At 64.3% G+C, this 26,037-nt stretch carries 28 protein-coding genes; 14 read left to right on the top strand and 14 right to left on the bottom strand.

Annotation, left to right across the window (positions count from 1 at the left end):
• The first annotated feature begins 304 nt into the window (after positions 1 to 304).
• The 3 genes from NG697_RS11270 to NG697_RS11260 all read left to right on the top strand — a co-directional run bounded on the left by NG697_RS11270 (position 305) and on the right by NG697_RS11260 (position 3,603).
• A complete protein-coding gene (locus NG697_RS11270) occupies positions 305 to 1,669 on the top strand; it encodes an ABC transporter substrate-binding protein (RefSeq protein ID WP_252614231.1) in 1,365 nt (454 codons plus the stop codon).
• A 33-nt stretch (positions 1,670 to 1,702) separates the two neighbouring features.
• Positions 1,703 to 2,689 (top strand): carbohydrate ABC transporter permease, encoded by a 987-nt coding sequence (locus NG697_RS11265; protein WP_252614215.1) that lies wholly within the window; start codon positions 1,703 to 1,705, stop codon positions 2,687 to 2,689.
• A gap of 80 nt (positions 2,690 to 2,769) precedes the next feature.
• A complete protein-coding gene (locus NG697_RS11260; protein WP_252614229.1) occupies positions 2,770 to 3,603 on the top strand; it encodes a carbohydrate ABC transporter permease in 834 nt (277 codons plus the stop codon).
• A gap of 121 nt (positions 3,604 to 3,724) precedes the next feature.
• Here the strand turns inward: NG697_RS11260 and NG697_RS11255 are convergent, their stop codons facing one another.
• A complete protein-coding gene (locus tag NG697_RS11255) occupies positions 3,725 to 4,705 on the bottom strand; it encodes a YflT domain-containing protein (RefSeq protein ID WP_252614214.1) in 981 nt (326 codons plus the stop codon).
• Positions 4,706 to 4,782: 77 nt separating this feature from the next.
• Between NG697_RS11255 and NG697_RS11250 the strand changes: the two genes are divergently transcribed.
• Genes NG697_RS11250 through NG697_RS11240 form a run of 3 tightly spaced genes read left to right on the top strand, consistent with a single transcriptional unit; the run spans position 4,783 to position 7,968 of the window.
• The gene (locus NG697_RS11250) at positions 4,783 to 6,066 is read left to right on the top strand and encodes a magnesium transporter MgtE N-terminal domain-containing protein (RefSeq protein WP_056343970.1); all 1,284 of its coding nucleotides are present in this window, start codon (positions 4,783 to 4,785) and stop codon (positions 6,064 to 6,066) included.
• Positions 6,059 to 6,829, top strand: coding sequence for a DUF1003 domain-containing protein (locus tag NG697_RS11245; protein ID WP_252598296.1), 771 nt, complete (start codon positions 6,059 to 6,061; stop codon positions 6,827 to 6,829). Before NG697_RS11250 ends, NG697_RS11245 begins: the two co-directional genes overlap by 8 nt.
• An 11-nt stretch (positions 6,830 to 6,840) precedes the next feature.
• Positions 6,841 to 7,968 carry an Mrp/NBP35 family ATP-binding protein gene (locus NG697_RS11240; RefSeq protein ID WP_252598297.1) on the top strand — a complete coding sequence of 376 codons (1,128 nt, stop codon included), beginning with the start codon at positions 6,841 to 6,843 and terminating at the stop codon, positions 7,966 to 7,968.
• Positions 7,969 to 8,010: 42 nt separating this feature from the next.
• Here the strand turns inward: NG697_RS11240 and NG697_RS11235 are convergent, their stop codons facing one another.
• The 3 genes from NG697_RS11235 to sigE form a co-directional block, all read right to left on the bottom strand.
• Complete coding sequence (locus NG697_RS11235; protein ID WP_252598298.1) at positions 8,011 to 8,421, bottom strand: twin-arginine translocase TatA/TatE family subunit; 411 nt, start codon at positions 8,419 to 8,421, stop codon at positions 8,011 to 8,013.
• Between the two features lie 69 nt (positions 8,422 to 8,490).
• Complete coding sequence (locus NG697_RS11230) at positions 8,491 to 9,384, bottom strand: anti-sigma factor (RefSeq protein WP_252598299.1); 894 nt, start codon at positions 9,382 to 9,384, stop codon at positions 8,491 to 8,493.
• An 8-nt stretch (positions 9,385 to 9,392) separates the two neighbouring features.
• The gene (gene sigE / locus NG697_RS11225) at positions 9,393 to 10,010 is read right to left on the bottom strand and encodes an RNA polymerase sigma factor SigE (RefSeq protein ID WP_252598300.1); all 618 of its coding nucleotides are present in this window, start codon (positions 10,008 to 10,010) and stop codon (positions 9,393 to 9,395) included.
• A gap of 228 nt (positions 10,011 to 10,238) precedes the next feature.
• On the opposite strand from sigE, the gene NG697_RS11220 reads away from it, so the two are divergent.
• The gene (locus NG697_RS11220) at positions 10,239 to 10,871 is read left to right on the top strand and encodes an O-methyltransferase (RefSeq protein ID WP_056343985.1); all 633 of its coding nucleotides are present in this window, start codon (positions 10,239 to 10,241) and stop codon (positions 10,869 to 10,871) included.
• An 83-nt stretch (positions 10,872 to 10,954) separates the two neighbouring features.
• Here the strand turns inward: NG697_RS11220 and NG697_RS11215 are convergent, their stop codons facing one another.
• From NG697_RS11215 to NG697_RS11200, 4 genes are all read right to left on the bottom strand, one after another.
• A complete protein-coding gene (locus tag NG697_RS11215; protein ID WP_009357720.1) occupies positions 10,955 to 11,122 on the bottom strand; it encodes a DUF3117 domain-containing protein in 168 nt (55 codons plus the stop codon).
• A gap of 235 nt (positions 11,123 to 11,357) precedes the next feature.
• Positions 11,358 to 12,566, bottom strand: coding sequence for a putative hexosyltransferase (locus NG697_RS11210; RefSeq protein WP_252609085.1), 1,209 nt, complete (start codon positions 12,564 to 12,566; stop codon positions 11,358 to 11,360).
• Positions 12,567 to 12,601: 35 nt separating this feature from the next.
• The gene (locus NG697_RS11205; RefSeq protein ID WP_252614212.1) at positions 12,602 to 13,000 is read right to left on the bottom strand and encodes a DivIVA domain-containing protein; all 399 of its coding nucleotides are present in this window, start codon (positions 12,998 to 13,000) and stop codon (positions 12,602 to 12,604) included.
• A gap of 23 nt (positions 13,001 to 13,023) precedes the next feature.
• On the bottom strand, positions 13,024 to 13,806 hold the full coding sequence (locus NG697_RS11200) for an LOG family protein (protein ID WP_252598302.1): 783 nt from the start codon (positions 13,804 to 13,806) through the stop codon (positions 13,024 to 13,026).
• Positions 13,807 to 13,923: 117 nt separating this feature from the next.
• Between NG697_RS11200 and NG697_RS11195 the strand changes: the two genes are divergently transcribed.
• From NG697_RS11195 to NG697_RS11180, 4 genes are all read left to right on the top strand, one after another.
• Positions 13,924 to 14,679, top strand: a complete 756-nt coding sequence (locus NG697_RS11195; RefSeq protein ID WP_104062136.1) for an amino acid ABC transporter ATP-binding protein — start codon at positions 13,924 to 13,926, stop codon at positions 14,677 to 14,679.
• A gap of 73 nt (positions 14,680 to 14,752) precedes the next feature.
• Positions 14,753 to 15,640, top strand: a complete 888-nt coding sequence (locus tag NG697_RS11190; RefSeq protein WP_252598303.1) for a glutamate ABC transporter substrate-binding protein — start codon at positions 14,753 to 14,755, stop codon at positions 15,638 to 15,640.
• A 95-nt stretch (positions 15,641 to 15,735) separates the two neighbouring features.
• Positions 15,736 to 16,386: an amino acid ABC transporter permease gene (locus NG697_RS11185; protein WP_056343998.1), complete on the top strand. Its 651-nt coding sequence runs from the start codon at positions 15,736 to 15,738 to the stop codon at positions 16,384 to 16,386.
• Positions 16,383 to 17,240, top strand: coding sequence for an amino acid ABC transporter permease (locus tag NG697_RS11180; RefSeq protein WP_104062134.1), 858 nt, complete (start codon positions 16,383 to 16,385; stop codon positions 17,238 to 17,240). The genes NG697_RS11185 and NG697_RS11180 overlap by 4 nt, the downstream gene beginning before the upstream one ends.
• Before the next feature lie 62 nt (positions 17,241 to 17,302).
• Here NG697_RS11180 and dapE read toward each other — a convergent pair whose 3' ends face one another.
• Positions 17,303 to 18,439, bottom strand: a complete 1,137-nt coding sequence (dapE, locus tag NG697_RS11175; RefSeq protein ID WP_252608997.1) for a succinyl-diaminopimelate desuccinylase — start codon at positions 18,437 to 18,439, stop codon at positions 17,303 to 17,305.
• Between the two features lie 50 nt (positions 18,440 to 18,489).
• Here dapE and dapD point away from each other — a divergent pair, with 50 nt between their 5' ends.
• Together dapD and NG697_RS11165 are read left to right on the top strand one after the other, a co-directional pair.
• Positions 18,490 to 19,530 carry a 2,3,4,5-tetrahydropyridine-2,6-dicarboxylate N-succinyltransferase gene (dapD, locus tag NG697_RS11170; RefSeq protein ID WP_252598305.1) on the top strand — a complete coding sequence of 347 codons (1,041 nt, stop codon included), beginning with the start codon at positions 18,490 to 18,492 and terminating at the stop codon, positions 19,528 to 19,530.
• Between the two features lie 7 nt (positions 19,531 to 19,537).
• Positions 19,538 to 20,395 (top strand): transglycosylase SLT domain-containing protein, encoded by an 858-nt coding sequence (locus tag NG697_RS11165; RefSeq protein ID WP_374209918.1) that lies wholly within the window; start codon positions 19,538 to 19,540, stop codon positions 20,393 to 20,395.
• 25 nt (positions 20,396 to 20,420) lie between these two features.
• Here the strand turns inward: NG697_RS11165 and NG697_RS11160 are convergent, their stop codons facing one another.
• Both NG697_RS11160 and NG697_RS11155 read right to left on the bottom strand, forming a co-directional pair.
• On the bottom strand, positions 20,421 to 21,032 hold the full coding sequence (locus tag NG697_RS11160; protein ID WP_252608993.1) for a hypothetical protein: 612 nt from the start codon (positions 21,030 to 21,032) through the stop codon (positions 20,421 to 20,423).
• 94 nt (positions 21,033 to 21,126) lie between these two features.
• Positions 21,127 to 21,738, bottom strand: coding sequence for a TetR/AcrR family transcriptional regulator (locus tag NG697_RS11155; RefSeq protein ID WP_252598308.1), 612 nt, complete (start codon positions 21,736 to 21,738; stop codon positions 21,127 to 21,129).
• 64 nt (positions 21,739 to 21,802) lie between these two features.
• On the opposite strand from NG697_RS11155, the gene galE reads away from it, so the two are divergent.
• On the top strand, positions 21,803 to 22,816 hold the full coding sequence (gene galE, locus NG697_RS11150; RefSeq protein WP_252598309.1) for a UDP-glucose 4-epimerase GalE: 1,014 nt from the start codon (positions 21,803 to 21,805) through the stop codon (positions 22,814 to 22,816).
• 148 nt (positions 22,817 to 22,964) lie between these two features.
• On the opposite strand, the gene NG697_RS11145 is transcribed toward galE, so the two are convergent.
• The 3 genes from NG697_RS11145 to fdxA form a co-directional block, all read right to left on the bottom strand.
• Positions 22,965 to 24,248, bottom strand: a complete 1,284-nt coding sequence (locus tag NG697_RS11145) for a citrate synthase (RefSeq protein ID WP_104062127.1) — start codon at positions 24,246 to 24,248, stop codon at positions 22,965 to 22,967.
• Positions 24,249 to 24,477: 229 nt separating this feature from the next.
• Positions 24,478 to 25,626: a succinyldiaminopimelate transaminase gene (gene dapC, locus NG697_RS11140; RefSeq protein ID WP_256472887.1), complete on the bottom strand. Its 1,149-nt coding sequence runs from the start codon at positions 25,624 to 25,626 to the stop codon at positions 24,478 to 24,480.
• Between the two features lie 13 nt (positions 25,627 to 25,639).
• Positions 25,640 to 25,966 (bottom strand): ferredoxin, encoded by a 327-nt coding sequence (gene fdxA / locus NG697_RS11135; protein ID WP_056344030.1) that lies wholly within the window; start codon positions 25,964 to 25,966, stop codon positions 25,640 to 25,642.
• Positions 25,967 to 26,037: the final 71 nt, after the last annotated feature.

Genomic DNA, 26,037 nt, shown 5'->3' with positions numbered 1-26,037 from the left:
CCTCGCGGCCGGAATCTGGCACAACTGGCTGATCGACGCACCCCGCAAGCGCTCCCTGATCGCCTACGACCACTGAACCCAAAAGGAATTAATCATCTAGAGGTCTTTGCGTCCAGCGCATCTCGGCAGCGATGCGCTGGAGGACCATACCCCTTGGTGAAACTCTCCTAACAGTTTTTGGCAATCGCTTGCCAAAAGTTGGCGTTGATGAATACGCTAGCCGCAGAGAATGAAAATCGTAGACTGAGTCTTAGTCTCGGGTCTCTGCCGCAATGTATGTCTTCAAAGGAGAAGTCTCATGGGTATGTCCAAACCGCGTCGCCTCGGCACTATCGCCGCAGCGGCCATTTCCGTCCTGATGCTTGCCGCCTGCGGCGGATCGGGCGGCACAGGCGGTACCACCTCCGGCGCCTCGGGCGGCAAGGTGGACGGCACCGGAAAAAAACTCAACGTCCTGATGAGCGTCACCGCTCAGTACCCCCAGGAACAGCAGGCCTGGTTCAAGGAAATGAGCGCCAAGTTCAAGGCGGAAACCGGAGCCGACATCCAGTGGGAGACGTTCGCCAGCGCCAATGACGAGATGACCCGGATCCAGACGTCAGTTGTCTCGGGCCAGGGACCTGACGTTTACGGACTCGGCACCACGTTCACCCCCACGGCTTACTCCACCGGGGCGTTTGTGAAACTCGGTGACAACGAATGGAACCAGCTCGGCGGCAAGGACAAGTTCGTTCCCGCGGCGCTCGGCATTTCCGGGCCGGACGAGGGCAACCAAATCGGCATTCCGTTCGTGAGCCGGCCGTTCGTGATGGCCTACAACACTGAACTGCTGGCAGCTGCAGGCATCGACAAGCCCGCCACCACCTGGGATGAATTCACCGAGCAGGCAAAGAAGCTCACCAAGGGTGACCAGTACGGTGTTGCCGTGGCCTACAAGGACAACTTCGACCCCTGGAAGTACATCTGGGGCATGTCCATCCAGGCCGGCAACCCCATCATTGACGGCAGCGAGGTCCGTCTCGATGACCCCATCACCAAGAAGGCCTACGAGACCTACTTCGGCTGGGTGACCAAGGACAAGGTGGTTGACCCCTCCTCTGTTGGGTGGGCCAATCCGCAGGCCCTGGCCGCCTTCGCAGCCGGCAAGGCAGCGTACTTCCCCATGACGTCGCCGCTGTCCATCCCTGCACTGGACGCCTCGGCCGTCAAGGGCAAGTACAAGTACGCCCTGATGCCCACTGTTCCCCCCGGCGAGACCTCCAACCCTTCGGGCGGTAAGCCTGCCGCCAGCATCCTCTCCGGTGACAACCTCGTGGTCGCCGACTACTCGAAGCAGAAGGACCTCGCCTTCGCGTTCATCAAGATGATCACCGACAAGGACGTCCAGCTCAACTACTTCAAGGTATTCGGCCAACTGCCCGCCAACCAGGAAGCCGCGAAGGAGCTCGCAACCAACGAAGTGATTGCACCTGCCCTCGAATCGGGTGCCAAGTCCGTGGCGACGCCGTTCAGCGGTGCATGGGGCGATGTCCAGCTGTCACTGACCAACGTGGTTGTCCAGTCCATTCCTGATCTTTCCTCCGGCGCAGTCAGCGAATCCAACCTGTCCCAGCGGCTCAAGGACGAACAGGCCAAATCGCAGACTGCACTGGACCGGGCCAAGAAATAAGACGGACCCACCAACTGCGGAAGGTTACGGCAAATGGCTAGCAGCGTTACCGAGCCCCGGCCGTCGGACAGCAGTCCCGCGGCCGGGGCGGCCGCCGGACCCGGCGAAACCACACCCCCTGGGAAGCGACGAAAGGGGCTCAGCGAGAGAAACAGGCCTCTTTGGCTCCTGATTCCCGGGGGGCTGCTGATGACGATTGTCATCCTCGTCCCCCTGGCCATGGGCATCTGGATGTCGCTGATCGATCTGGATCAGTACACCCTTCGCCAATGGGTCAGTGCCGAATTCATCGGCATCCAGAACTACATTGAAGCGGCGCTCAGCAGTGAGTTGCTCCGCTCCATCTGGCTGTCTGTTTCCTTCGCGGTGATTTCCACGGTGGTGACCATTCCGCTTGGCGTGGCCGCCGCCGTCGTTACGCAGAACGCCTACCGCGGCCGCGCCCTGGTGCGCTCCATCTTCCTGATTCCCTACGTCCTGCCGTCGTTTGTGGTGGCCAGCGTGTGGCGGACCATGCTGCAGCCGGATGGAATCGTGAATGTGACGCTGAACAATATGGGAATGGACGGCGGACTGTGGCTTAACGGCCCAAACGCGTACTGGACCCTGGTGTGGGTGGAAATCTGGGCGGCCTGGCCGTTCATCTACCTGCTGGCGCTGTCCGGTCTTCAAGCTGTGGACCATGAGGTCCACGAGGCATCGGCGCTGGACGGGGCACTCTGGTGGAAAAAGCTGCGGTACGTGATTTTCCCCTACCTCAAGGGCCCGGTCTCGCTTGCCTTCCTGCTTGCCACGTTGAACCACATCAACAACTTCACACTCCCGTATGTCCTGTTTGGGGCGCCTGCACCGTCGGATGTGAACGTGCTGCCGATCCTGGTTTACGTCACCAGTTTCCAGAGCTTCCGGTTTGGCCTCAGCGCCGCCATGGCGGTCGTTTCGCTGATCCTGATCGCCATTCCGCTCTTCATCTACCTGCGCGCAGTCCGGCTTGATGTGCACGAAGGAGGAAAGAAATGACCATCGACGCGGCAAACCCGATCGAGCAGCAGAAGAAGCAGCCCATCCGGCGTGACGCAGCCCTTGAGGTCACACGCCTCATGCCAAGGCCGCTGCTGGCCATCCTCACGGTCCTGCTCTGCGCCCTGGTCCTCATCCCGATCGTGTACATCTTCCTGGCCTCGCTGAACACGGATGTGGGAGTCGCCAGCGGCGAGTTCTGGCCGAGCAGCTTCTCTTTGGACAGCTACGCCAAGATCTGGGATTCCGTGGGGCTGGCGAAAGCCATCGGCAACAGCCTGATCGTTTCCGGGGCCACGGCAGTCGTCTCGGCCATTATGGCCATCGGCACGGCCTACGTCCTGGTCCGGTTTGAATTCCGCGGGCGCCTGACGGTGCTGCGCGGGCTGCTGGGTCTCCAGTCCGTCCCGGGCACCCTCATGCTGCTGCCTGTGTTTGTGCTCTTCTCTTCCGCAGGCACTTATTTGGGTGTGACCGTCATCGGCACGCTCTGGGGCCTGTTTATCGCCTACCTGACGTTCGCACTGCCGTTCTCAACCTGGGTGATGGTCACGTACATCCGGGGGCTGCCGAGGGAACTGGAGGAAGCAGCGCGCATCGATGGCGCTTCCAGCCTCGGGATCCTGTTCCGGATCATCATTCCGCTCAGTTGGCCCGGGATCATCGTTTCGGCGATTTTTGCCTTCCTGCTGGGCTGGAATGACGTGCTGTTCGCGTCGGTGTTCACCCGGCCGGACACGCACACTGCCGCAGTTGCGCTGCAGGTCTTCGCGTCCGCGGTTGAGGGTGGCGCAATCCCCGTGTACTCCCAGCTGATGGCGGCTTCACTGGTCTGTGCCGTCCCTGTGGTGGTGCTGTACTTCATGTTCCAGAAGTACCTCGTGGGCGGCCTGACCGCCGGCGGCGTCAAGTAAGGCAGCTTCGAACAACAAACAACTCCGCCCGGAACAGCAGTTGCTGTTCCGGGCGGAGTTGTTTGTTTATTGCGGCCTTGTTCCTCGGGCCGTGGGACAATCTGGCCTCCGGCGGCGCCGCTTAGGGTGTGGATTCGCCGGAGTCCTTAGAGGAGTCAGGCTGGGAGTGCGCCCGGGACCGATCTGCCGCGGGCTGCTCTGAGCCGGTCTGTCCTGTGTCAGGCTGTTCCGTGCCACGCTGGCCTGCGGTGGCCTGGTCAGAGACACGGACGCCGTACTGCGGCCGGCCGTCAGGGAGGTCTGGGTAGCGGACGGCGGCCGCGGGAGCCTTGGCCGGCTGGGCCGCTGCCTCCGGCTGCGTTCCCTGGTCCGGGCCGGCGGCCTGGCCCACGCCTTGGGCTGTCCCTTGGCCCGAAGTACCGGCACCCTGCTGTCCGTAGGGGTCATTCCAAGTGGCAGGGCGTGCGGGTGCCGGACCAGGCTGGTTGCCCGGCTGGCCCTCCTGGCCGGGCTGCTGACCCTGCTGACCCGTCTGGCCATACTGCTGGTTCTGGTAGCCCTGGGGATTGTACGGGGCGGCGGCTGCTGCGTCCGAGCGGGTCATGGGCAGTTGCTGGAGCAGCCGGCGCGCATCATGGGCAGCTTCCACCGACACCACAACGTCGTAGCTGGTGGCCACCACCTGGCTGGTGGAGGTGAAATCCCGCTTTCCACGCTGCATGGCATACGTGACGATGCCGAACAGCATAAAGAAGGCAGCCCCCATCAGCACAGACGCCAGGATGGAGAAATAGCCGGGCGACGGTGCGAAGAAGGAAAGCATGACGCCAACGAAGAGGCCGAACCACATACCGCTGAGCGCCCCGGAGAGTGCCACCCGAGGGTAGCTGAGGCGGCCGGTCACCCGCTCAACCATCTTAAGTTCGTTGCCCACGATGGAAACCATCTGGACCGGGAACTGCTGGTCGGCGAGGTAGTCCACCGCCTTCTGGGCATCCAAGTAAGAGGTGTACGAGCCTACGGTGTCACCGGTGGGCACCGTGCGGGCGTCGTCGGGCCCACTGGGGCCACCGGCCTTGGGAGCACCAAAAATGTTTGACATACATCCATTCTTGCCCATCAGCATGTATGCCGCCTGTAAATTCAGCTAAAAGAGAGCAGACTCGGTAGCCTGTAGACGTGAGTACAAATCTTTCGCGCGTCTTCGTGGCCCGCCTGCTGGGTCTTGACGTCTTCGACCCCTTGGGCGACCGCTTGGGCAGGTTGCGCGATGTGGTGGTGCTCTCGCGTGGCAGCCGCGGCGCCCCGCACGTGGTGGGCATCGTCGTCGAAGTTCCCGGTAAAAAGCGCGTCTTTGTGCCGATGACACGCATTACCTCCATCGACCAGACACAGATCATCTGCACGGGACTGGTTAACCTCCGGCGCTTTGAACAGCGCGGCGCGGAGACGCTGGTGGTCGCGGAAATGTTCGACCGCCGCGTCACTCTCCGGGACGGCAGCGGCGACGCCACCATCGAGGACATCGCCATGGACCAGCACCGGTCCCGCGACTGGTTCGTGAGCAAGCTGTTCGTCCGCCGGGGCCACTCCCTGTCCCCGCTCAGCCGGCTGCGCCGGAACGAGACCATGATCATCGACTGGGCCGACGCCCTCCAAGGTGCCCGCACCGAACCCCAGGCAGCCACCCAGTTCGTGGCCAACCACGAGGACCTCAAACCCGCAGACTTCGCCGAGGCCCTGCAGGAAATGAGCGACAAACGCCGCTTCGAAGTGGCCAGCGAACTCCAGGACGAACGCCTGGCCGACGTGCTGCAGGAAATGCCCGAAGACGACCAGGTGGAGATCCTCTCCGCCCTCGACGTCGAACGCGCGGCGGACGTCCTGGAGGAAATGGACCCCGACGACGCCGCCGACCTCCTCGCCGAGCTCCCCTCTGCACAGGCGGAGGAGCTTCTCCGCCTCATGGAACCCGAAGGCGCCGAGGACGTCAGGCGGCTCCTCGAATACGACGAGGACACCGCCGGTGGCCTGATGACGCCTGTTCCGGTGATCCTCCCCCCGGAGGCAACTGTCGCCGAGGCACTGGCCCACGTCCGCCGTGAGGAACTCTCCCCCGCCCTCGCCTCGTCCATTTTCATCACCCGGCCGCCGTTGGAAACCCCCACGGGACGGTTCCTGGGCGTTGTGCACATCCAGCAACTGCTCCGCTATCCGCCGCCGGAGCCCCTGGGCAACCTCGTGGACAAGAACCTTGAGCCGGTCTCCGACCAGGCCCACATCAGCGAGGTGGCGCGCACCCTCGCTACCTACAACCTGAACTGTCTTCCCGTGGTCAATGACGCAGGCCGGCTCGTGGGGGCGGTGACTGTTGATGACGTTTTGGATCATCTGTTGCCGGATGACTGGCGCGCCTATGATGGCGAAGCCCCGATAAGAAAACTGGGAGGCCGCATTGGCTGACACTGGCGCCCCCAAGCATCCCAATAAGAAGGCGGCGGCCAAGGGCGGACTCGACACACCCCTGAGTGGCCGCCAGCGCATCCTGCCGAAGTTCTCACCCGACCCGGATGCATTCGGCCATGCGACGGAAGGGTTCGCCCGGTTTATGGGCACGCCGCAGTTCCTGGTCTACATGACGGTCTTCGTCGTCATCTGGCTGGTCTGGAACACGTGGGCACCGGCGGAGTGGCAGTTCGATTCGCGCCTCCTGGGCTACACCCTCCTGACACTAATGCTTTCGCTGCAGGCCTCCTACGCGGCCCCGCTGCTGCTGCTGGCCCAGAACCGGCAGGACGACCGCGACCGGGTCTCCCTCCAGCAGGATCGCCAACAGGCGGCACGCAACCTGGCCGACACCGAGTACCTCACCCGGGAGCTGGCGTCGCTGAGAATTGCGCTGCGCGAGGTTGCCACCCGCGACTACGTCCGGGCGGAGCTGCGAACACTCCTCGAGGACATGCTGGAAGCGCAGGAGGAACTGCGGACCCACGATCCCGCCGGATCCGGCAGCCATGAGTCCCCGCGTGAGAAGGTCAAGGAAAAGCTGAAGGAAAAGCGCGACAAACAGCGGAACCCCCGCACGCAGCAGATTCCCAAAGTCAAACCCAGCCATGTCGCCACGGAAACCGCCGCCAAGGACGCCGTCACCAAGGACACTGCCGCCACCGACCCCGCAATCCAGGATCCGGCCGTCCCCAAGCACAACCCCACCACCGAAAGCTGAGCCCCGCCCGCATGAGCGCCTCCCTGGAGCAGGCAGTCCACGCTGCGCTGGCCACCGTGATCGATCCTGAGCTCCGCCGTCCCATCACGGAACTGGGCATGGTGGAGTCCGTGGATGTCGCTGCGGACGGCCAGGTCAGGCTGGCTGTCCTGCTGACCATCGCGGGCTGCCCCCTGCGCGGGACCATTACCGCAGACTCTGAGAAGGCGCTGTCCGCAGTTCCGGGCGTGACCGGCGTCGAGGTTGAACTGAAAGTGATGAACCAGGCCCAGCGAGACGCCCTGAAGGAACAGCTCCGCGGCGCCTCCGGGCAGCGCGGGATTCCGTTCAACGAGCCGGGGTCCCTGACCAAGGTGTTCGCGGTGGCAAGCGGAAAGGGTGGTGTGGGCAAGTCATCGCTGACCGTCAACCTTGCCTGCGCCCTGGCCGCCCAGGGCCTCCGAGTGGGCATTGTGGACGCCGACGTCCATGGCTTCTCGGTTCCGGCCCTGATGGGCATCACGCAGGCGCCCACCCGGGTGGACGACATGATCCTGCCCCCGGTGGCCTACGGCGTAAAAGTGATTTCCATCGGTATGTTCGTCGCCGGAAACCAGCCGGTTGCCTGGCGTGGGCCGATGCTCCACCGGGCCCTGGAACAGTTCCTGACGGACGTCTACTTCGGCGACCTCGACGCCTTGTTCCTCGACCTGCCGCCCGGCACCGGTGACATCGCGATTTCGGTGGCCCAGTTGCTGCCGAAGGCTGAGATCCTGGTGGTCACCACACCCCAGGCCGCAGCTGCCGACGTCGCCGAGCGCGCCGGTGCCATCGCCACCCAGACAGGTCAGACGGTGGCCGGCGTCATCGAGAACATGTCATACCTGGAAATGCCCGACGGCGGCCGGATGGAGCTGTTCGGAAGCGGCGGGGGGGCGGTCCTCGCCGAACGGCTCACGACGACGGTGGGCACCGATGTGCCGCTCCTGGGACAGATTCCGCTGGACATCCTGCTGCGGGAAGGCGGCGACGCCGGCACGCCCATCGTGCTTGGCCGGCCAGAAACTCCGGCAGCCGTTGCTTTGACCGAAATTGCCGGAAAACTTGCTGCCAGGCCCAGGGGCCTGACGGGGATGAGACTGGGGCTGCAGCCGCGATAACGCAGCGGTTGCCGACCAGAGGCGACGGGGCCTAAGTGTGGCCTAAGTGGCTTCGGTATCGAACGGGGCGGGTTCGCCCTGAGGCAGTGACTGAACCACACGTTCGGGACGGGAGGAAGCCGCCCCGCCTGTGGCAACCGCCCCTGCACCGGCGACGGCAGCCACCGCGGCCGGCGCTCCAGCACTGACGGACTTGGTGTCGTCGTCCAGGAGGGCTTCCTTGATGATGCGCCGCGGATCATACTGGCGGGGATCGTATTTCTTCCAGTCGACATCGTCGATGTCGATGCCCACTTCTTCCTTGATCTGCTCCCGCGCACCGGAGGCCATCCGGCGGACTTCCTTCACGAGATTCGCAAGTTTCTGGGTGTATTCGGGCAGGCGCTGGGGACCGATCACCAGGATGCCGATGATCAGCAGGAGGAAGAACTCCGGGCCGTTGATTCCAAACACTTTAGGAAGATTACCCTCTCCGGAGCCCCGCTGACGATTCCTGCCCGCCAGCGTCGCACAGTGCCTGCATCACGGAGCCAGCATCTCCCCGAGTTTGCGGATTCCCCGCTCCAACCGGGCGGCGGGAGAGTCGTCCGCTGCGGTCACCGGGGAGTCGGCAGGCGCGGTGCTGACACCCGCGTTAATTCCTTCTACGGCGAGGACGCTGAGCCGCTGCAGCACTGGAACGGCGTCATCAGCCTGCTCCGCCGGGAGGTCGGACTCAACAATGAAAGTTCCTGCCGTGGTCTCTACGGTGGCCCTCCAGGGCGCCTGGCTGCTGACCAGCAGCTTCCCCTCGTTCTGACCGGCGATCTGTTCGGAGTTCTGCTGGGTGTCCTCGCCCGACTGCTGCTCGGCGTCCACGGGATGCTGTTCCACGATAGTGGCATAGTGTTGCCCATCGGTCAGGTGCATTTCCACCGCCGGCCGCCCATTCAGCGTTATGGCATTGGCGCTCCGGACGTGGAAGCCGAGTGACGCCAGTTCCGGACAGACCCAGCCTTCAGAGCGCAGGGCCAACAATTGCGGAGCACTGATCTCCCTGCCGTCGGCCGGTAGCCGGGCCGTATGCTGCACCAGACTCCCGTTGATGGCGGATTGGGCGACGGGCAGGCTGTCCCCCGCCAGCGCAAAAGCGCTGACGGCAAGAACTCCAGCGGCTGCTGCTGTCCCGCCGGCGGCAAGTGCCACGGCTCGCGCGGCCCGGTACGGGCTCGGGGCTGGCTCGGCCGCGGCCGCGAGCAGCTGCGTCCTGACCAGCAGCCGGGCCGTCAGGTCCTCGCTGGCAGGCGGCACGGCCGCGTCTCGGAGCCGCTCGATGTACTGGCGTTCACGCTTCAGCGCCGCTGCACATTCTGCGCAGGTTTGCACGTGGTCGGCGCCGCGGTGATGCCGGCGGCCGAAGGGGTTCTGGGGCGTCATGGTGCCGATCAGAGGATGCTGGCGATGCGCGGCAGCGAAAGCTTCGGCGTGCGTCCTTGCTGTGGCCTGGGATCGCGGTGCGCCAGCTTTTCGCGCAGCATGGTCCGGCCCCGGTGGATACGGGAACGGACGGTACCCAGTTTGACGCCGAGTGCAGCGGCCACTTCGTCGTAGGACAGGCCTTCCAGGTCGCAAAGCACGACGGCGGCGCGGAAGTCCGGGGGCAGCTCCTCCAAGGCAGCCTGGACATCGAGGTCCAGGTTGTTCAGTTCGAAGCTCTGTTCCGGTCCGGGTTCACGCCCGGGAATCCGGGATTCGGCGTCATCGGCCAGCGCGTCAAACCGGATGCGGGTTTTCCGGCGGGCCTGGTCCAGGAACAGGTTGGTGGTGATGCGGTGCAGCCAGCCATCCAGTGTCCCTGGCTTGAAATTCTCCAGCGACCGGAAGACGCGGACGAACACCTCCTGGGTGAGGTCCTCGGCGTCGAACTTGTTCCCCGTCAGGCGGTAAGCCAGCCGGTAGACCTTGGCGGAGTGGTTGGCCACCACTTCCTCCCAAGTGGGCCTGACCCATACAGCGGCGGAATCTTGCGTCGCAGGGACAGGCGCCATACCTGATGCTGACATTCGTCCACTCCCATCGTGGATTGCTATCGCCCGGATACTGTTGACATCTCTTGTTCGGCGCCGATCACCTCTCGGATGACCGGATATCCATCATTTCAAAGTTGGCTGGGAATTTCCTGACCGGGGCGGTTCTTCAGCCAGAGGCACAACGATTCCCTTCCGCGGCTGGCACCCCCTCACACAGTAGGCTGTACTAAACACTCCCCTGCCGCCCAGAAAGCGAATCACATGAGCGCCGACAAATCCACGAGCTGGTCCTATGCAGAAGATCTGCCCGCAGAGGATGAGGTTATGCTTCGTGCCAGGGAGCGCTCTTTCGAACTGGGCGTGACGCCCATCGGCGCAGGTGTTGGTGCGGTCCTGACGGTGTTGGCTGCGGGCTCGAAGGCCCAGACCGCCGTCGAAATCGGCACAGGCGCAGGTGTCTCGGGGGTATGCATCCTGCGGGGGCTCGGACCGCAGGCCGTGCTGACCACCATCGACGTGGACGTCGAACATCTGAAGGCGGCACGTGAAGCCTTTTCGGAGGCAGGCAGTCCGGCCAACCGCACCCGTACCATTTCCGGCCGCGCCGGTGATGTCCTCCCGCGCCTGACCGACTCCGCTTATGACCTGGTGTTTGTTGATGCGGACAAGCCCGGTCTGCCCGGCTACGTGGAACAGGCCGTCCGGCTCCTGAAGGCCGGCGGGCTGCTCATCATCAATGACGCACTGGACAAGGACCGCGTGGCCAATCCGGCTGTCCGGGAGTCCAACACGGTGGTGCTCCGCCAGGTGGGCAAGGCAATCCGCGACGACGACCGTCTGGCGTCCGCGATGCTTCCCACGGGCGACGGCCTGCTGGTCGCGGTTAAGAAGTAGATCCACAGCAAATAAGCCAAGGTCCGCAGCGGGTTGGCTGCGGACCTTGGCCTTGCGGGATTATTCGGCAACGCCGAACGGGATTATTCAGTCACGCCGACGAGGCATTCCTTAAGGTTGGCCGCCTCCGCAGCGTTCAGTTCCACCACAAGCCGTCCGCCGCCTTCGAGCGGTACGCGCATGATAAGGCTACGGCCCTCTTTGGTGACTTCCATAGGGCCGTCGCCGGTGCGTGGTTTCATAGCCGCCATGAGGAATTTCCCCTCCATTTAGTCCCAGGACATATCAGCCCGGATGGGCTGTGTCCGCATGGTCAAATCAAGCCGCTATGGCGGCCCGTACTGATGCCGCCATGGCTGAACATTTCTGAATGCTTTTTGTCCCTGCTTACTTACTATTATCCCGTAATGACCCGCACGTAGCTAATCGATGGACATTTACGGCCGCGTCGGATTCCCCAATCTGCCGGCCAGGCGCCGCCCGCGATCACGGCGGATAATCGCCGCCGCCCGGAAGCTGCGCCCATGCCCACAGCCAGACGATCCACACGATCTGGAGCAGGACAAACATTGTCAGGACCGTGCCGCGGTATGCCTTCGACCGGGACAAGAGCGCGGCAGCCAGGGCCAACGGGAACAGCGGGAGCAGCATCCGGAAAGTACTGGTCTGGGGGTGGAGGAACACCAGGAGGTAGCCCATGTAGCAGGCGCACCACAAGCGCAGTTCCACACCAAGCCGGACCACCGGCGGGGAGAACAGCAGGAGCGCAAAGAGGCCGGCAAAGACGAATGGCGCCACGATCCCCAGGACGGGGCCAAAGAGGTCGACGCCGGCGTCGAACCAGGGCTTGAAGGGCACCAGGTCATGGCCGCGCCACACTGTTTCGGTTTTGGTATACGCCTCAATATCTCCGGTGGCGGCCCAGGCCGCTGCCGGCCACAGCAGTGCCGAGGCACCGCACACCACGGTTAGGCCCGCCAGGGACGCCAACTCCCCGAGGCTGTGGGTGCCCGGCCGCTCCCCGCGCCCCGGTTCGAACAGTCGCCAAAGGAAGAGAAGCCCCACCATGGCGGCAAAGGGAACGCCCACGGGTCGGGAGAGGCACAGCAGCAGGACCACCGGCATGGCAACGAAATAATGACGCCTGATGACGAGCAGCAGGGCGGTGGCCAGCAGGAAAACAGTCAGGGGCTCCGCGTACGGGACCTGGAGAATGGCGGACACCGGAAAGGTCGCGAAGAATGCCACGCCCCAAAGCGCCGCAGTGTGCGAAGCCTTGTGCCTGAACAGACAGTACAAAACCAGCGCCGCACCTAACCCCGCCAGCATGGCGACGACCGTAAGCGCCACGGCAGGGCTGATTCCGGTCAGGCCTGCGAGCGCACGGCCCAGGGCCGGGAAGAGCGGATAGAAGGCCCACGCATTTTCCTGCACGTTGCCGGCGGCATCCGTTGGAAGCGGTGAGGGATAACCGTCGGTGATGATCCGGCCGTACCATCGCGCATCCCAGATATTGATGAAGTTCCAGTAGTCAGGGCCGGCCGGAAACCACGGGTTAGGCCCTTGGTGCAGGGCTGCTGCCATAAAGATGCAGGCGCTGACCAGCCGGGCAGTGGCGTAGAGGGAGGCAACCTGCAGCCACCAGGGCCAGCGTTGGACCGCCCACCTGGCGCGGGCGCCGAATGCGGTGATCAACGCCGTCGGGCCCGTCCGGTCCCCCGTGTCAGTGCTCAAGCGCCGGCCTCCGGGCGCGCCGCCCGTTCCGATTCCAGCAGCCGTGCCCGGAGCCTGCCCATTTCTTCGTCTTTGGCCGCGATTTGGTCCCGCAGTTCGTCGAGGACCTGGTCCACCTGATCCATCCGGTATCCACGCAGGCCGAGAGAGAAGCGGACCCGGTCGACGTCGCCAGGTGCAGCGTCCGCGGGCAGCAGCACCGGCGGAAGGTTGGCGGGCGGCTGCCCGAACCCCCGGTAGAGAATCGGATTCTCCGGGACCTCGGAGCCTGTGGCCGGTTCACTGCCCAGGCGGAGGCTGCGCAGAATGCCGCGGCGGCCACCGGCGCCTGCCCACAGGGTGGCGGCGATCAGCACGATGGCGAGGTAGACCAGGAAAAAACTCACAGCACCCATCGTGCCAGATATGGGCCGACGCCCTATTCGGGCCGTTGCTCGCCGTTGGTGGAAACCGGGGGCGTCCAGTGCAGCACCAGCTGCACCGCTTCGGCGGGATCGTCCACCACCTGGATGAGGTCCAGGTCCTTTGCGGAGACCATTCCCTCGGCCACGAGGGTGCCCTTGATCCATTCGATCATCGGCCCCCAGAAGTCGACGCCGAGGAGCACGATCGGGAAGGAGGTCACCTTCCGCGTCTGGACCAGGACCATGGCTTCAAAGAGTTCATCCAGCGTTCCCAACCCGCCGGGAAGAACGATGAAGCCCTGGGCATACTTGACGAACATGGTCTTCCGGGCAAAGAAGTAGCGGAAGTTAATGCCGAGGTCCACCCACTGGTTCAGGCCCTGCTCGAAGGGCAATTCAATGCCCAGGCCGACGGAGACGCCGTTGCCTTCCACGGTGCCGCGGTTGGCGGCCTCCATGGAGCCCGGACCGCCGCCGGTAATGACGGCCACGCCCGCGGCTGCCAGCTTCCGGCCTACTTCCATGCCCATTTCGTAGTACGGGCTGCCGGGCTTGGTGCGCGCCGAGCCGAAGACACTGACGGCGGGCCCCAGATCGGCAAGCGCGCCGAACCCCTCGACGAACTCGCTCTGGATCCGGAGGACGCGCCAGGGGTCCGAATGGACGAACTGTCCTGCGCCTTTGGTATCAAGCAAATGCTGGTCGGACATTTCCACAGCCGCCTGCTTGCGACGGAGTTCAAGGGGCCCCTTACGGCGCGGCTGGGTAGTTTTGGCCGGATCTGCGTTGATGCTCATCCCCCAAGGCTAATGCCAAGGCCAGCGTGCCTGTGGCAGGTATCTCTTGAATCACGATCCGCGCGAACTTGGCGTGATTCACCTCATAACCAGCCAATGTTCGCTAGATTCTTCTTTATGACTACTCATGTGCCCGGCGATGCGCTCGTCTCCCTGAATGGTGTGAATAAGCATTACGGTCAGTTGCACGTTTTGAAGGACATCAATCTCCACGTCCGTAAGGGCGAAGTGGTGGTGGTCATTGGCCCGTCAGGCTCAGGAAAGTCCACGTTGTGCCGTGCCATCAACCGTCTGGAAACCATCGAAGGCGGCACCATCAGCATTGATGGAAAGGTGTTGCCGGAGGAGGGGAAGGAGCTGGCCCAGCTCCGCGCCGACGTCGGGATGGTCTTTCAGTCCTTCAACCTCTTCGCGCACAAGACCATCCTTGAGAACGTGACGCTTGGCCCCATCAAAGTCAAAGGCGTTGCCAAGGCCCAGGCGGACAAGGAAGCCATGGCATTGCTGGAGCGCGTGGGCGTGGGGCACCAGGCCCCCAAACTCCCGGCGCAGCTCTCCGGCGGCCAGCAGCAACGCGTGGCCATCGCCCGCGCCCTGGCGATGAAACCAAAGGTCATGCTCTTTGATGAGCCCACCTCTGCGCTGGACCCCGAGATGATCAACGAGGTCCTTGACGTCATGATCCAGCTGGCCAAGGAAGGCATGACCATGGTTGTGGTCACGCACGAAATGGGTTTCGCCCGGAAAGCCGCCGACCGTGTGGTTTTCATGGCGGATGGCCAGATCGTGGAGGATGCCAAGCCGGAAGAATTCTTCACCAACCCGAAGAGTGACCGAGCGAAGGACTTCCTGTCCAAGCTGCTCACCCACTGATTTTCCATCAACGAACACACACTCCAGTTCGCACCCAGGCCGTGACCCACGGCCGACCAATGAAAGGAATGTCATGAAGGCATTTATGACCCGCCGGAAGTCGTTCTTCGTGGCGGCTACTGCTGCCCTGGCGTTGTCCCTGAGCGCATGCGGCGGCACCACCCCCGGCACCACCAGCGATCCCACTGTTGCCGACAAGCCGACGTTTGCCGCCGGCACCACCATGGCCAAGCTGTCCGCCGCAGGCACCATCAAGATCGGCACAAAGTACGACCAGCCGCTCTTCGGCCAGGTGGGCCTGGACGGCAAGCCGGTAGGCTTCGACGTCGAGATGGGCAAGCTGATCGCAGCCAAGCTGGGCATCGCCGCGGACAAGATCGAATGGTCAGAGACTGTCTCAGCCAACCGCGAACCCTTCATCGAGCAGGGCAAGGTGGATATTGTCATCGCCACCTACACGATCAATGACAAGCGCAAGCAGGTTGTCAGCTTCGCGGGCCCGTACTACGAGGCCGGCCAGGCGCTGATGGTGAACAAGGACAACACGTCCATCACCAAGCCTGAGGACGTCGCAGGCAAGAAGGTGTGCTCCGTCACCGGTTCTACCCCTGCCGCGACAATCGTGGACAAGTACAAGGCCGAGCTCGTGCCGGCAGCCACCTACTCCGCCTGCCTTGAGCCGCTGCGCAACAAGCAGGTCGAAGCGATCACCACGGACAACGTGATCCTGGCCGGCTTTGTGGACAAGGAACCGGATGCCTTCAAGCTGGCGTCGGATCAAACCTTCACCAAAGAGCCGTACGGCATTGGCCTGAAGAAGGACGACACCGAATTCCGCAACTGGATCAACGACCAGCTCGAGGCGTTTGGCAAGGACGGGTCCTACAAGAAGGCCTGGGAAGCAACCGCAGGTTCGGTCATCAAGACCGCCCCTGAACTTCCCGCCATCAAGCGCTACTAGGTAGCCACGGCGGCTTCCGGGGAATTCGTTGACCGCGTTCCCCGGAAGCCGCCGGCCTGCTTTTTGACCCCCTACGCCCAGAGCCGAAGGATCCTATGGAAGTCATCATTGAAAACCTGCCCCTTTATTGGGAAGGCCTTCTTCGCACCCTTTTCCTGTCCGTCGTCTCCGGCATCATCGCCCTTATCCTCGGAACACTCCTGGCAGCAGCCCGAGTTTCCCCCGTTGCGGCCCTCCGGGGATTCAGCACCGTCTACGTGGAAATCCTCCGGAACACCCCACTGACCATTGCCTTCTTCTTCGCAGCGATCGTCCTGCCCCGTCTCGGCGTGACCTTCCAGCAGTTCGAGGTCGCAGCGATCATCGCCCTCAGCGCCTATACAGCGGCCTTCATCGCTGAAGCCGTCCGCTCAGGCGTTAACAGCGTCCCGCTCGGCCAGGCTGAGGCCGCGCGCAGCATCGGCATGAACTTCGGCCAGGTCCTGAATCTCATCATCCTGCCGCAGGCGCTTCGGACCGTGATCCCGCCGCTGATCAACATCCTGATTGCCCTCGTCAAGAACTCCTCCGTCGCCGGCGCGTTCTTTGTCCTGGAACTGTTCGGCTACGGCCGCCAAATGGCCAACGCCAACGGTGACCAGGTCATGGCAGTACTGCTCGGCGTCGCGTTCTTCTATCTGCTCCTCACCATTCCGCTGGGCATCCTTGCCAGCACCGTGGAACGAAAGGTGGCGATTGCCCGATGACTTCAGTCCTCTACGACGTTCCCGGCCCCAAAGCGCGCCGGGTCTCGCTGATCGGTTCCGTGGTTGGAACCGTGCTGATCCTGGGCCTTCTGGCATGGATTGGCATGACTCTCGCCCAGCAGGGCATTTTTGAAGGTCGCCGCTGGGCGATCTTCACCCGGGGCGACGTCTGGACGCTGCTCGCCAATGGCCTCGGCGCAACGCTCACCGCCGCCGCCCTCGCCGCAGTGATCGCGTTTCCCCTCGGCCTGATGTTCTGCCTGCTGCGCATCTCGCTGGTCGCCTGGATCCGGATTCCCGCCCGCGTGGTCCTGGAGTTCCTGCGCGGCATGCCGGTTGTGCTGATGATGCTCTTCGTTCTGCTGGTGTTCGGGACGAGTTCCTTCGTCGCGGTGGTGGCCGGGCTCGTCCTCTACAACACCGCTATCTTCGCGGAGATCATCCGGGCCGGCATCCAATCACTGCCGAAGGGACAGCGGGAGGCGGGCCTGACCATCGGCCTGACCAGCTTCCAGTCCCGGATGCTCATCGAGCTGCCGCAGGCTGTCCGCCGTATGATGCCGTCGCTGGTTGCCCAACTCGTGGTGCTCCTGAAGGACACCTCCCTGGGCTACATCGTGGCGTACGGCGAACTTCTGCGCGCAGTGCAGGTCATGGCGGACTTCCTCGGGAACGCGTTCCTGTTCCCCATCTTCTTTGTGGCTGCCGCCATCTACATTGTGATCAACATCTGCGTTTCCCGGCTCGCAATCTGGATCGAGCGCCGCGGTTCCACGAAGACGGCAGGCGGTGTTGCCAAAGCGCCAACCGCTGTGGTCGCACCGGAACTACCGGATGTACGCGAATCCAAGTAGCCACATCCACACACGCAGAAGGGTCCGCAGCCTGCAGGCTGCGGACCCTTCTGCGTGCAGGCTTACGCCGCAAGCCAACTCCGAAGCGCCCGCAGGCATTCCCGGATGGCGTCGGCGTCGACGTGCTCGTTGTCCTTGTGGGCCAGCAGCGGATCGCCGGGGCCGAAGTTCACTGCCGGGATCCCCAGTTCGCTGAAACGCGCGACGTCGGTCCAGCCGTATTTCGGTTTCGGCTCGGCTCCGACGGCGGCCACGAAGGACGCGACGGCCGGGTGGTTCAGTCCCGGGCGCGCACCGGCGGCGGCGTCGGTGCGGACCACAGCGAAGCCCGCCAACAGTTCGCGCACATGCGCCTCCGCCTGGTCCGGCGTCTTGTCGGGGGCGAAGCGGTAGTTGATTTCGACGACGCAGCGGTCCGGGATGACGTTGCCGGCCGTGCCGCCGTTGATCTTCACGGCGTTGAGGCTCTCGCGGTAGTCGAGGCCGTCCACGTTGATGGTCCGCGGCTCGTAGGCTGCCAGCCGGGCCAGGATGGGTGCCGCCGCGTGGATGGCGTTGCTGCCCATCCACGCACGGGCAGAGTGTGCTGCCTCGCCCACCGTGGTGGCCTCAAAGCGGCTGGTGCCGTTGCAGCCACCCTCGACGGTGCCATGGGTCGGCTCCAGGAGGATGGCAAAATCGCCGCCCAGGAGGCTGCCGTGGTTGCGGACCAGGCGGCCCAGTCCGCTCTTGACCGCTTCCACTTCCTCATGGTCGTAGAACACGAAGGTGACGTCCCGCTGGGGCGCCCCGCCGCCGTCGAACATTGTGGCCGCCAGCGCGAGCTGCACGGCGACACCGCCCTTCATGTCCGTGGCTCCTCGTCCGTAGAGCACGCCCTCCCCGGGGACACCCGAATCCCAGGTGGACGGGACGGTACCGCGCGCGCCTTCAGTAACCGGCAGCGGCACTGTGTCCAGGTGTCCGGCGAGGATGACGCGTTCCGCCCTGCCGAGTTCCGTGCGCGCGATGATGGCGTCACCGTCGCGGACCACCTGGAGTTCCGGGATGGCCCGCAGAGCCACTTCGACAGCGTCCGCCAGTTCCGTCTCATTCCCGGAGACACTGTTGATGTCCATCAGGGCGGCGGTCAGCACGGAGACGTCCTGGCGGAGGTCCAAAGGCACGGTGATCGATTCAGGGGCGGTTTCGGCAGTCACGTTGCCAGTCTAGTTCGAACCCGGTGCCCGCCTCTCGGTAGACTGGGGCCATGACTGAGACCGCTACCTCCGCCGCGCCCAAAGACCAGAACGCAACTTCCGAAGCCCGCTCCGCCTACGGCTTCGGCTTGGCAACCATCGCCACCGCAACGGGCGGGGAAAATGCCGAAGCCACCGTCCTTGACGTCTGGTTCCCCGCGCCCGCGCTGGGCGTTGCGGCCGAAAACCTGCGCGCCGTGGAGAATGCGGACGAAACCCTGGTCCAGCTCGCCGCGAGCGGCACAGACGCTGACCGCGGGACCGAGCAGAAAGTGGTCTTCGTCCAGATCAACCTTGACGAAGCTCCGGCTGACACTGCAGACGCGTACCTCCGGCTGCACCTGCTTTCCCACCGGCTGGTCCGGCCCAACACGATCAACCTGGACGGCATCTTCGGCAAGCTGCCCAACGTGGTGTGGACCAACTTCGGCCCCGCCGCGGTGGAAGGCTTCGAACTGACCCGCGCCAAACTTCGCCGCCGTGGTGCCGTCACCGTCTACGGCGTGGACAAGTTCCCCCGCATGGTGGACTATGTGGTGCCCGCCGGCGTCCGGATCGCCGACGCCGACCGTGTCCGTCTCGGTGCCCACCTCGCCGAAGGCACCACCGTGATGCACGAAGGCTTTGTGAACTTCAACGCCGGCACCCTGGGCGCCTCCATGGTGGAAGGCCGCATCTCCGCCGGCGTCGTCGCCGGCGACGGCAGCGACGTGGGAGGCGGCGCGTCGATCATGGGCACACTCTCCGGGGGCGGCAAGGAAAAGATCGTCATCGGTGAGCGCGTCCTGCTGGGCGCCAACTCCGGCGTCGGCATCAGCGTCGGCGATGACTCCGTGGTGGAGGCAGGCCTCTACGTCACCGCTGGAACCCGTGTGCTCGTTCCCGGGCCCAAGGACGAGAATGGCGAGGACACCGCCAAGATCGTGAAGGCAGCCGAGCTGTCCGGCGTCCCCAACCTCCTGTTCCGGCGCAACTCCACCACCGGCGCCGTCGAGGCGCTGCCGCGCAAGGGCCAGACGGTGGAACTCAACGACGCCCTCCACGCCAACTGACCCGTCGGTGGCACGTGGACGCAGTTTCGTTCGCCCCACCGTGCTGCTGCTTACCCTGGCGCTGGCGGGCGCCGGCATCTACACAGCGGTCTCCTTCCTGCAGCGCTCCGAAACCCTGGTCCCGGAGCGCTGCACGGCCGACGTCGGGACCCAAAGCGCAGAGCTTGCAACGGACCAGGCGGTTAATGCCTCACTGATTACAGCGGTGGCGGTGCAGCGCGGGCTGCCTCCCCGGGCAGCCAGCATCGCCCTTGCCACCGCCATGCAGGAATCCAAGCTGCGCAACATCGCCCATGGCGACCAGGCCGGCCCTGACTCCCGTGGACTCTTCCAGCAACGTCCCTCGCAGGGGTGGGGAACCGAGGCCCAGGTGATGGACCCGTACTACGCTGCCAATGCTTTCTACGATGCCCTGGTCAAGGTTCCCGGCTACGAGTCCCTGGAAATCACCGACGCCGCCCAGCGTGTCCAGCGCTCGGCCTACCCCCTCGCGTACGCCCAACACGAAGATATGGGCCGGTCCTTCGCGTCCGGCCTGACCGGCCAGGCGCCCGCCTCGCTGCTGTGCACTTTGCGTGCCCCGCAGGAACCGGGCATCCCCGCCGCCGTCGAATCCGAGCTAGCCCAGGCGTTCGGGCCGCTCGCCATCACCACGGAGAATGATTCGCTCGTGGTGGCAGCTGACGGCAGCCAGGCCTGGTCCGTGGCGCAGTGGGCAGTTGCCAATGCCAAGGGCCTGGCGGTGACGCGCGTGGACGTTGCAGGCCGGAGCTGGGACCGTGAGGATCAGGGCGGCTGGCAAAAATCCGACGCGCCCGCCGGACAGGTCCGCATTACAGTTGCACCGGCCGGCACCGGCAGCTGACGGCCCGGATGCTGACCGACCCGCCTCAGACCAGGATGTCCACCACGGGCTGGACGTAGCTGCGGAAGAGCTCCGGCGCGGACATGAGGTTATGGCTCATGATGATCTTGTCCGGCTCCAGGTACCACGCCCGCTGTTCGTTCAGCGGCAGTTCGATGATGGTCAGGGTGAAGTCCCGTGACCCCCGGCCCACCTCCAGCAGGCGGTCATCCACCATGTCGCCCAACAGCTGGTCCGAACCGCTGGCCACCCGTTCGGCTTCCAGCCGGACGTACTCGCTGCGGCGCTCCCGTGCCCAGGTCAGCGCGGACCCGAAATGCGCCTGCAGGACACGCTGGAGGGCCGGGGAATTCCCGAATTCCCCAAAATCCGGAGGGGACAGCTCCGGTGACGTCTGGGGGTGTGCCTTCAGCAGCTGCTCCCACCAGGCCTCCCATTCGGTCTTGAGCGCACTCTGCCCGCCGACGTCGGCGGTGAGGTGCGAGTGGTCTGCATGGCGGATCTTCGGCGCGGCATGCGACAACGCGGGGTGGCCGGCGCCGTCGAGTCCTGCCGCATCACGGACGAAGAGCGCGATCATCAGAGGCCCGGACGTATCCGTGGTGATCTGCCAGCCGGAACCACCTGTGTGATGCATCCCTACTCCTCCTGTGGCCTGCCTGTACCGGCCTGACCAGCCGGTTCCGCTCCCCCGGCTCCCAGTCTATTCCCGTTGCCACCGGACGGTAATGTCAGGCGGCCAGGCTCTTCAGGTGCCGGTCCAGGACGTCGTGGCACATCTGTGCCGTCATCCAGGCGGGCTGCAGGAGGGCGTGCATGCACAGCCCGTCCAGCGTAGCCAACAGCCTCTCCGCCTCGACGGCCAGCGACTGCTGCCCGTCGCCGTCGTCCGGTACCAGGCCCGTGATGACCTGCCCGACGACGGCTGCCACCTCCCGGTGGCTCCGATCCGCCTCGGCTGCGAGGAAAGGACGGATCCTGGCCGCGTTTTTGAAGGCCATCCACACGCAGGCGTCCACGGCCCGCTCCTCGTCGAGCGGCAGAAATTCACCCAGCAGGGTTAAAACCGCCTCACGATGCGGGCCGGTCCCGGGTTTGCTGGCGGCCATCGCCGGCAATGCCGCGGTGAGCCGGCCCGTGATCCGGTCCACAACGGCGGCAAAGGAATGGCTGAGCAGTTCTTCACTGCCGGCAAAATAGTGCCGGACGGAGCCAACGGCGAGGCCTGCTTCGTCCGCCACCTCCCGCAGTGAGGCCCGCTCGAGGCCGTCGACGGCGATGATCCTAAAGACCGCTTCAACGATTTCTGCGCGCCGGGTTTCGGCATCAACAATTTTGGGCACTCCTATTATTTAGCACACCCGTGCTTAAATCCACGCATCCGCGGAATTGGGATAGCGTGGAGGCATGAAAATTCTGGTCACAGGTGGCACCGGGTACATCGGTTCGCACACAGTCTTGTCCCTGCAGGAAGCCGGCCACGATGTGGTGGTGATCGATAACCTGGTGAACTCCAGCGAGGAGTCACTGCGCCGGGTTGCCGAACTCAGCGGCAAGACCGCCGAATTCCACAAGGTGGACCTGGTGGACGAAGCCGCAGTGGAAGGCGTCTTTGCCGCCCACACGATCGACGCCGTGATCCACTTTGCCGGGCTCAAGGCGGTTGGTGAGTCGGTCCGCGAACCGCTCAAGTACTACTACAACAACCTTGTGGGCACGCTGAACCTGATCCGGGTGATGGACCGCCACGACGTCCGCTCCATCGTCTTCAGCTCCTCCGCCACAGTGTACGGCGAGCACAATCCCATCCCCTACGTGGAAAAGATGGAGATTGGCGCCAACAACCCCTACGGCCGCACTAAGGAACAGATCGAGGACATCCTCGCCGATCTGGGCGCCGCTGACACGCGTTGGCACATTGCCCTGCTGCGCTACTTCAACCCGGTGGGCGCACACCCGTCCGGCCGCATCGGCGAGGACCCGCAGGGCATCCCCAACAACCTGGTGCCCTTCATCGCCCAGGTGGCCGTGGGACGCCGCGACAAGCTCATGGTGTTCGGCGGGGACTACGACACCCCTGACGGCACCTGCCTGCGGGACTACATCCACGTCGTCGACCTCGCCGAAGGCCACGTGGCAGCCCTCAACCACGTGGCGGACCGCTCAGGCGTCTACCGCTGGAACCTTGGCTCCGGGAAGGGCTCCTCCGTGCTGGAGGTCCTGCGATCCTTCGAGAAGGCCGTGGGCCAGCCCATCCCCTACGAGATCACCGGACGCCGCGCGGGCGACCTCCCGGCCTTCTGGGCCGACGCCACCTCCGCCCTGGCCGACCTGAGCTGGTCCACCACGAAGACCGTGGACCAGATGTGCGAGGACCACTGGCGCTGGCAGAAGAACAACCCCCTGGGTTACACCTCCTAGCATCGGTTGCTCCCCATCGATCGCTCCGTAACGGCCCTTTAGGACGCTCAAAACGGCGTTTACGGAGCAATCGATGAGAGTACGACGGCGGCCGGCCACCTTCGCGAAGAAGGTGACCGACCGCCGTCGTTATTTAGTCAGGGCCGGCTTAGCGGACCGGGTAGTCGCGCTCGGGTTCGCCGATGTACAGCTGGCGCGGGCGGCCGATCTTGGTGTTCGGGTCGCTGATCATTTCACGCCATTGGGCGATCCAGCCCGGCAGGCGGCCGATTGCGAACAGTACGGTGAACATCTTCTCCGGGAAGCCCATGGCCTTGTAGATCAGGCCGGTGTAGAAGTCCACGTTCGGGTAGAGCTTGCGCTGGATGAAGTAGTCGTCGTTCAGCGCCTTCTCTTCGAGGCGCATGGCGATCTCGAGCAGTTCGTCGTTGCCGCCGAGCTTGGTGAGGATTTCGTGGGCCGTGGCCTTGACGATCTTGGCGCGCGGATCGTAGTTCTTGTAGACGCGGTGTCCGAAGCCCATGAGGCGGACGCCGTCTTCCTTGTTCTTGACCTTCTCCATGTAGTCCTCGGGCTTGGTGCCGTCGGCCTGGATCTGGCGGAGCATCTTCAGCACTGCCTCGTTGGCGCCGCCGTGGGCGGGACCGAAGAGGGCGTTGATGCCGGCTGACACCGAGGCGAAGAGGTTGGCGTTGGAGGAGCCCACCAGGCGCACGGTGGAGGTGGAACAGTTCTGCTCGTGGTCAGCGTGCAGGATGAGGAGAAGGTCCAGCGCCTTGGCGATGACCGGGTCCACTTCGTACTGCTCGGCCGGCAGGCCGAAGCTGAGGCGGAGGAAGTTCTCCACGAGGTTGTGGGAGTTGTCGGGGTACAGCATGGGCTGGCCGATGCTCTTCTTCAGGGCGTAGGCGGCGATGACCGGCATCTTGGCCAGCAGCCGGTACGTGGAGACTTCTACCTGCTCAGCGTTGAACGGATCCAGCGAGTCCTGGTAGAACGTGGACAGCGCCGACACGGCCGAAGAGAGCACAGGCATCGGGTGGGCATCACGCGGGAAACCGCTGAAGAAGCCCTTGAGCTCTTCGTGCAGCAGCGTGTGGTGACGGATACGCTGGTCGAAGGCTTCCAGTTCCGTGGGTGTCGGCAGGTTGCCGTAGATCAGCAGGTAGGACACCTCAAGGAAGCTGGAGTGCTGCGCCAGCTGTTCGATGGGGTACCCGCGGTAACGCAGGATGCCGGCATCGCCGTCGATGTAGGTAATTGCGGACGTGGTTGCTGCGGTGTTCATGAAGCCGGGGTCAAAGGTGACTGCGCCCGTCTGCTTGAGCAGCTTGGAAACGTCGTAGCCTTCGTTTCCTTCAACAACCTGGATGCGCGGGAGCTTGAGCTCGCCTCCTGCATGGTGCAGGGTTGCGCTGTTGGTCTCAGTCATGGAGTCCCCTTCATGAGGCGCGTGGGCCTCTGTCGAAAGCTTGATCCAACATCCGGTGAGCCGTGGCAGTGACCCTGTTCATCCAGGAATCCAACACCCGGGCTGCCTTCTTGTAGAAAGCCACCATTGATAGTCACTTAAAAAGTACCGCCCGTTTGCGGGTGTCACTAATCGGAGGCGTGCGAAACCCCCGTAAAATGCCGCCTTTGTGGTGCGAGTCACATGATTGTTACGGCGTCGTGGCCAGTCTGGCCACTGCGGCGTCAATCCGTTCATCAGTGCCCGTCAATGCGACACGCACAAACCCGTTGCCGGCTTCGCCGTAAAAGACGCCTGGCCCCACCACGATGCCTCGCTCAGCAAGCCGGGCCACGGTGTCCCAGGTGCTCTCTCCCGCGGTGGACCAAAGGTACAGTCCGGCGTCGGAATCCTTGATCTCCAGCCCGAAGCCCTGCAAAGCCGGCACCAGGCGCTCCCGGCGTCCGCGGTAGAGGTCCTTCTGGGCCTGGACGTGGGTGTCCTCGCCCAACGCAACCCGCATTGCTTCCTGCACCGGGTAGGGGACGATCATGCCGGCATGCTTGCGGCTGTTGACGAGGTTGGCCATGATGGCCGGGTCACCGGCCACAAACGCTGCGCGGTAACCTGCCACGTTGGACTGCTTGCTCAGCGAGTACACGGCCAGAAGGCCCTCGTGGGACCCGCCGGAAACGCGCGGATCCAGGATGCTGGGCACGGGCTCGCCGCCGCGCTGTGTGTCCCACGCGCCCCACCCGAGTTCGGCGTAGCACTCGTCCGAGGCCACCACGGCGCCCAGTTCGCGGGCCTGCGCCACAAGCGCTTTGAGGGACTCAACATCCCTGACGCTTCCGGTGGGGTTGCCCGGGGAGTTTACCCAGATCAGCCGCACGCGTGCGCGGGTGGCATGGTCCAACTCGTCGAGGTGGTCGGTAGCGACGGAGGTGACGCCAGCGAAAGTAGCCCCGATGTCATAGGTGGGGTAGGCAACCTTGGGGCGGACGACGACGTCGCCCGGCTTCAGCCCGAGCAGGAGCGGCAGCCACGCCACCAGCTCCTTGGAGCCGACGGTGGGCATAATGTTCTTAGGGTCCAGGCTGGGGACGCCGCGGCGCCGCTCGAACCACGCCGCAATGGCTTCCCGCAACGGAACGGTGCCGTGGACCGTGGGGTATCCCGGGGCGTCCGCGGCGGCCCTGAGGGCATCCTGGATCACAGCGGGAGTGGGGTCGACTGGCGTGCCGATCGACAGGTTCACGGCCCCGCCGGGGTGCTCAGAGGCTTTGGCCAGGTACGGTGCCATGGCCTCCCACGGGTAGTCGGGAAGGCTCAGGCCAAAGCTGTTCACGGCAGCGGTCAACGCGATGCCCGGCTCAGTGGTCTTGGTTCTGCAGCGGCAGGGCGGCGATCATCGGGTGATCCTTGCCCGTGTTGCCCACCTTGGCGGCGCCACCGGGCGAGCCAAGGTCATCGAAGAATTCGACGTTGGCCTTGTAGTAGTCAGCCCACTCTTCGGGGGTGTCATCCTCGTAGTAGATGGCTTCCACCGGGCATACCGGCTCGCAGGCACCACAGTCGACACACTCATCGGGGTGGATGTACAAGGAACGCTCACCCTCATAGATGCAGTCAACGGGGCATTCCTCGATACATGCCTTGTCCTTGACATCTACACACGGCTGCGCGATTACGTACGTCACGTCCCTTGCCTCTCCACGATATTTCCCGGCAGTGGCCGGCACTTGAATCCGGCACCGGCCGGACTATTGAC

The organism is Pseudarthrobacter raffinosi (assembly GCF_023913835.1).
GTDB lineage: Bacteria > Actinomycetota > Actinomycetes > Actinomycetales > Micrococcaceae > Arthrobacter > Arthrobacter raffinosi.
Note: the sequence above shows the minus strand (reverse complement) of the source record. Positions and strands in the feature narration are given on the sequence as shown.

What these genes read in the sequence shown, in the direction of transcription:
- NG697_RS11220 (WP_056343985.1), top strand. Translation starts at nt 10,239, where the DNA reads ATGAGCGCCGACAAATCCACGAGCTGGTCCTATGCAGAAGATCTGCCC.
- NG697_RS11270 (WP_252614231.1), top strand. Translation starts at nt 305, where the DNA reads ATGTCCAAACCGCGTCGCCTCGGCACTATCGCCGCAGCGGCCATTTCC.
- NG697_RS11190 (WP_252598303.1), top strand. Translation starts at nt 14,753, where the DNA reads ATGAAGGCATTTATGACCCGCCGGAAGTCGTTCTTCGTGGCGGCTACT.
- NG697_RS11260 (WP_252614229.1), top strand. Translation starts at nt 2,770, where the DNA reads ATGCCAAGGCCGCTGCTGGCCATCCTCACGGTCCTGCTCTGCGCCCTG.
- NG697_RS11185 (WP_056343998.1), top strand. Translation starts at nt 15,736, where the DNA reads ATGGAAGTCATCATTGAAAACCTGCCCCTTTATTGGGAAGGCCTTCTT.
- NG697_RS11200 (WP_252598302.1), bottom strand. Translation starts at nt 13,806, where the DNA reads ATGAGCATCAACGCAGATCCGGCCAAAACTACCCAGCCGCGCCGTAAG.
- galE (WP_252598309.1), top strand. Translation starts at nt 21,803, where the DNA reads ATGAAAATTCTGGTCACAGGTGGCACCGGGTACATCGGTTCGCACACA.
- NG697_RS11230 (WP_252598299.1), bottom strand. Translation starts at nt 9,384, where the DNA reads ATGACGCCCCAGAACCCCTTCGGCCGCCGGCATCACCGCGGCGCCGAC.
- NG697_RS11160 (WP_252608993.1), bottom strand. Translation starts at nt 21,032, where the DNA reads ATGCATCACACAGGTGGTTCCGGCTGGCAGATCACCACGGATACGTCC.
- dapD (WP_252598305.1), top strand. Translation starts at nt 18,490, where the DNA reads ATGACTGAGACCGCTACCTCCGCCGCGCCCAAAGACCAGAACGCAACT.
- NG697_RS11265 (WP_252614215.1), top strand. Translation starts at nt 1,703, where the DNA reads ATGGCTAGCAGCGTTACCGAGCCCCGGCCGTCGGACAGCAGTCCCGCG.
- NG697_RS11240 (WP_252598297.1), top strand. Translation starts at nt 6,841, where the DNA reads ATGAGCGCCTCCCTGGAGCAGGCAGTCCACGCTGCGCTGGCCACCGTG.
- NG697_RS11205 (WP_252614212.1), bottom strand. Translation starts at nt 13,000, where the DNA reads ATGGGTGCTGTGAGTTTTTTCCTGGTCTACCTCGCCATCGTGCTGATC.
- sigE (WP_252598300.1), bottom strand. Translation starts at nt 10,010, where the DNA reads ATGTCAGCATCAGGTATGGCGCCTGTCCCTGCGACGCAAGATTCCGCC.
- NG697_RS11145 (WP_104062127.1), bottom strand. Translation starts at nt 24,248, where the DNA reads ATGACTGAGACCAACAGCGCAACCCTGCACCATGCAGGAGGCGAGCTC.
- NG697_RS11195 (WP_104062136.1), top strand. Translation starts at nt 13,924, where the DNA reads ATGACTACTCATGTGCCCGGCGATGCGCTCGTCTCCCTGAATGGTGTG.
- NG697_RS11255 (WP_252614214.1), bottom strand. Translation starts at nt 4,705, where the DNA reads ATGTCAAACATTTTTGGTGCTCCCAAGGCCGGTGGCCCCAGTGGGCCC.
- NG697_RS11215 (WP_009357720.1), bottom strand. Translation starts at nt 11,122, where the DNA reads ATGGCGGCTATGAAACCACGCACCGGCGACGGCCCTATGGAAGTCACC.
- NG697_RS11180 (WP_104062134.1), top strand. Translation starts at nt 16,383, where the DNA reads ATGACTTCAGTCCTCTACGACGTTCCCGGCCCCAAAGCGCGCCGGGTC.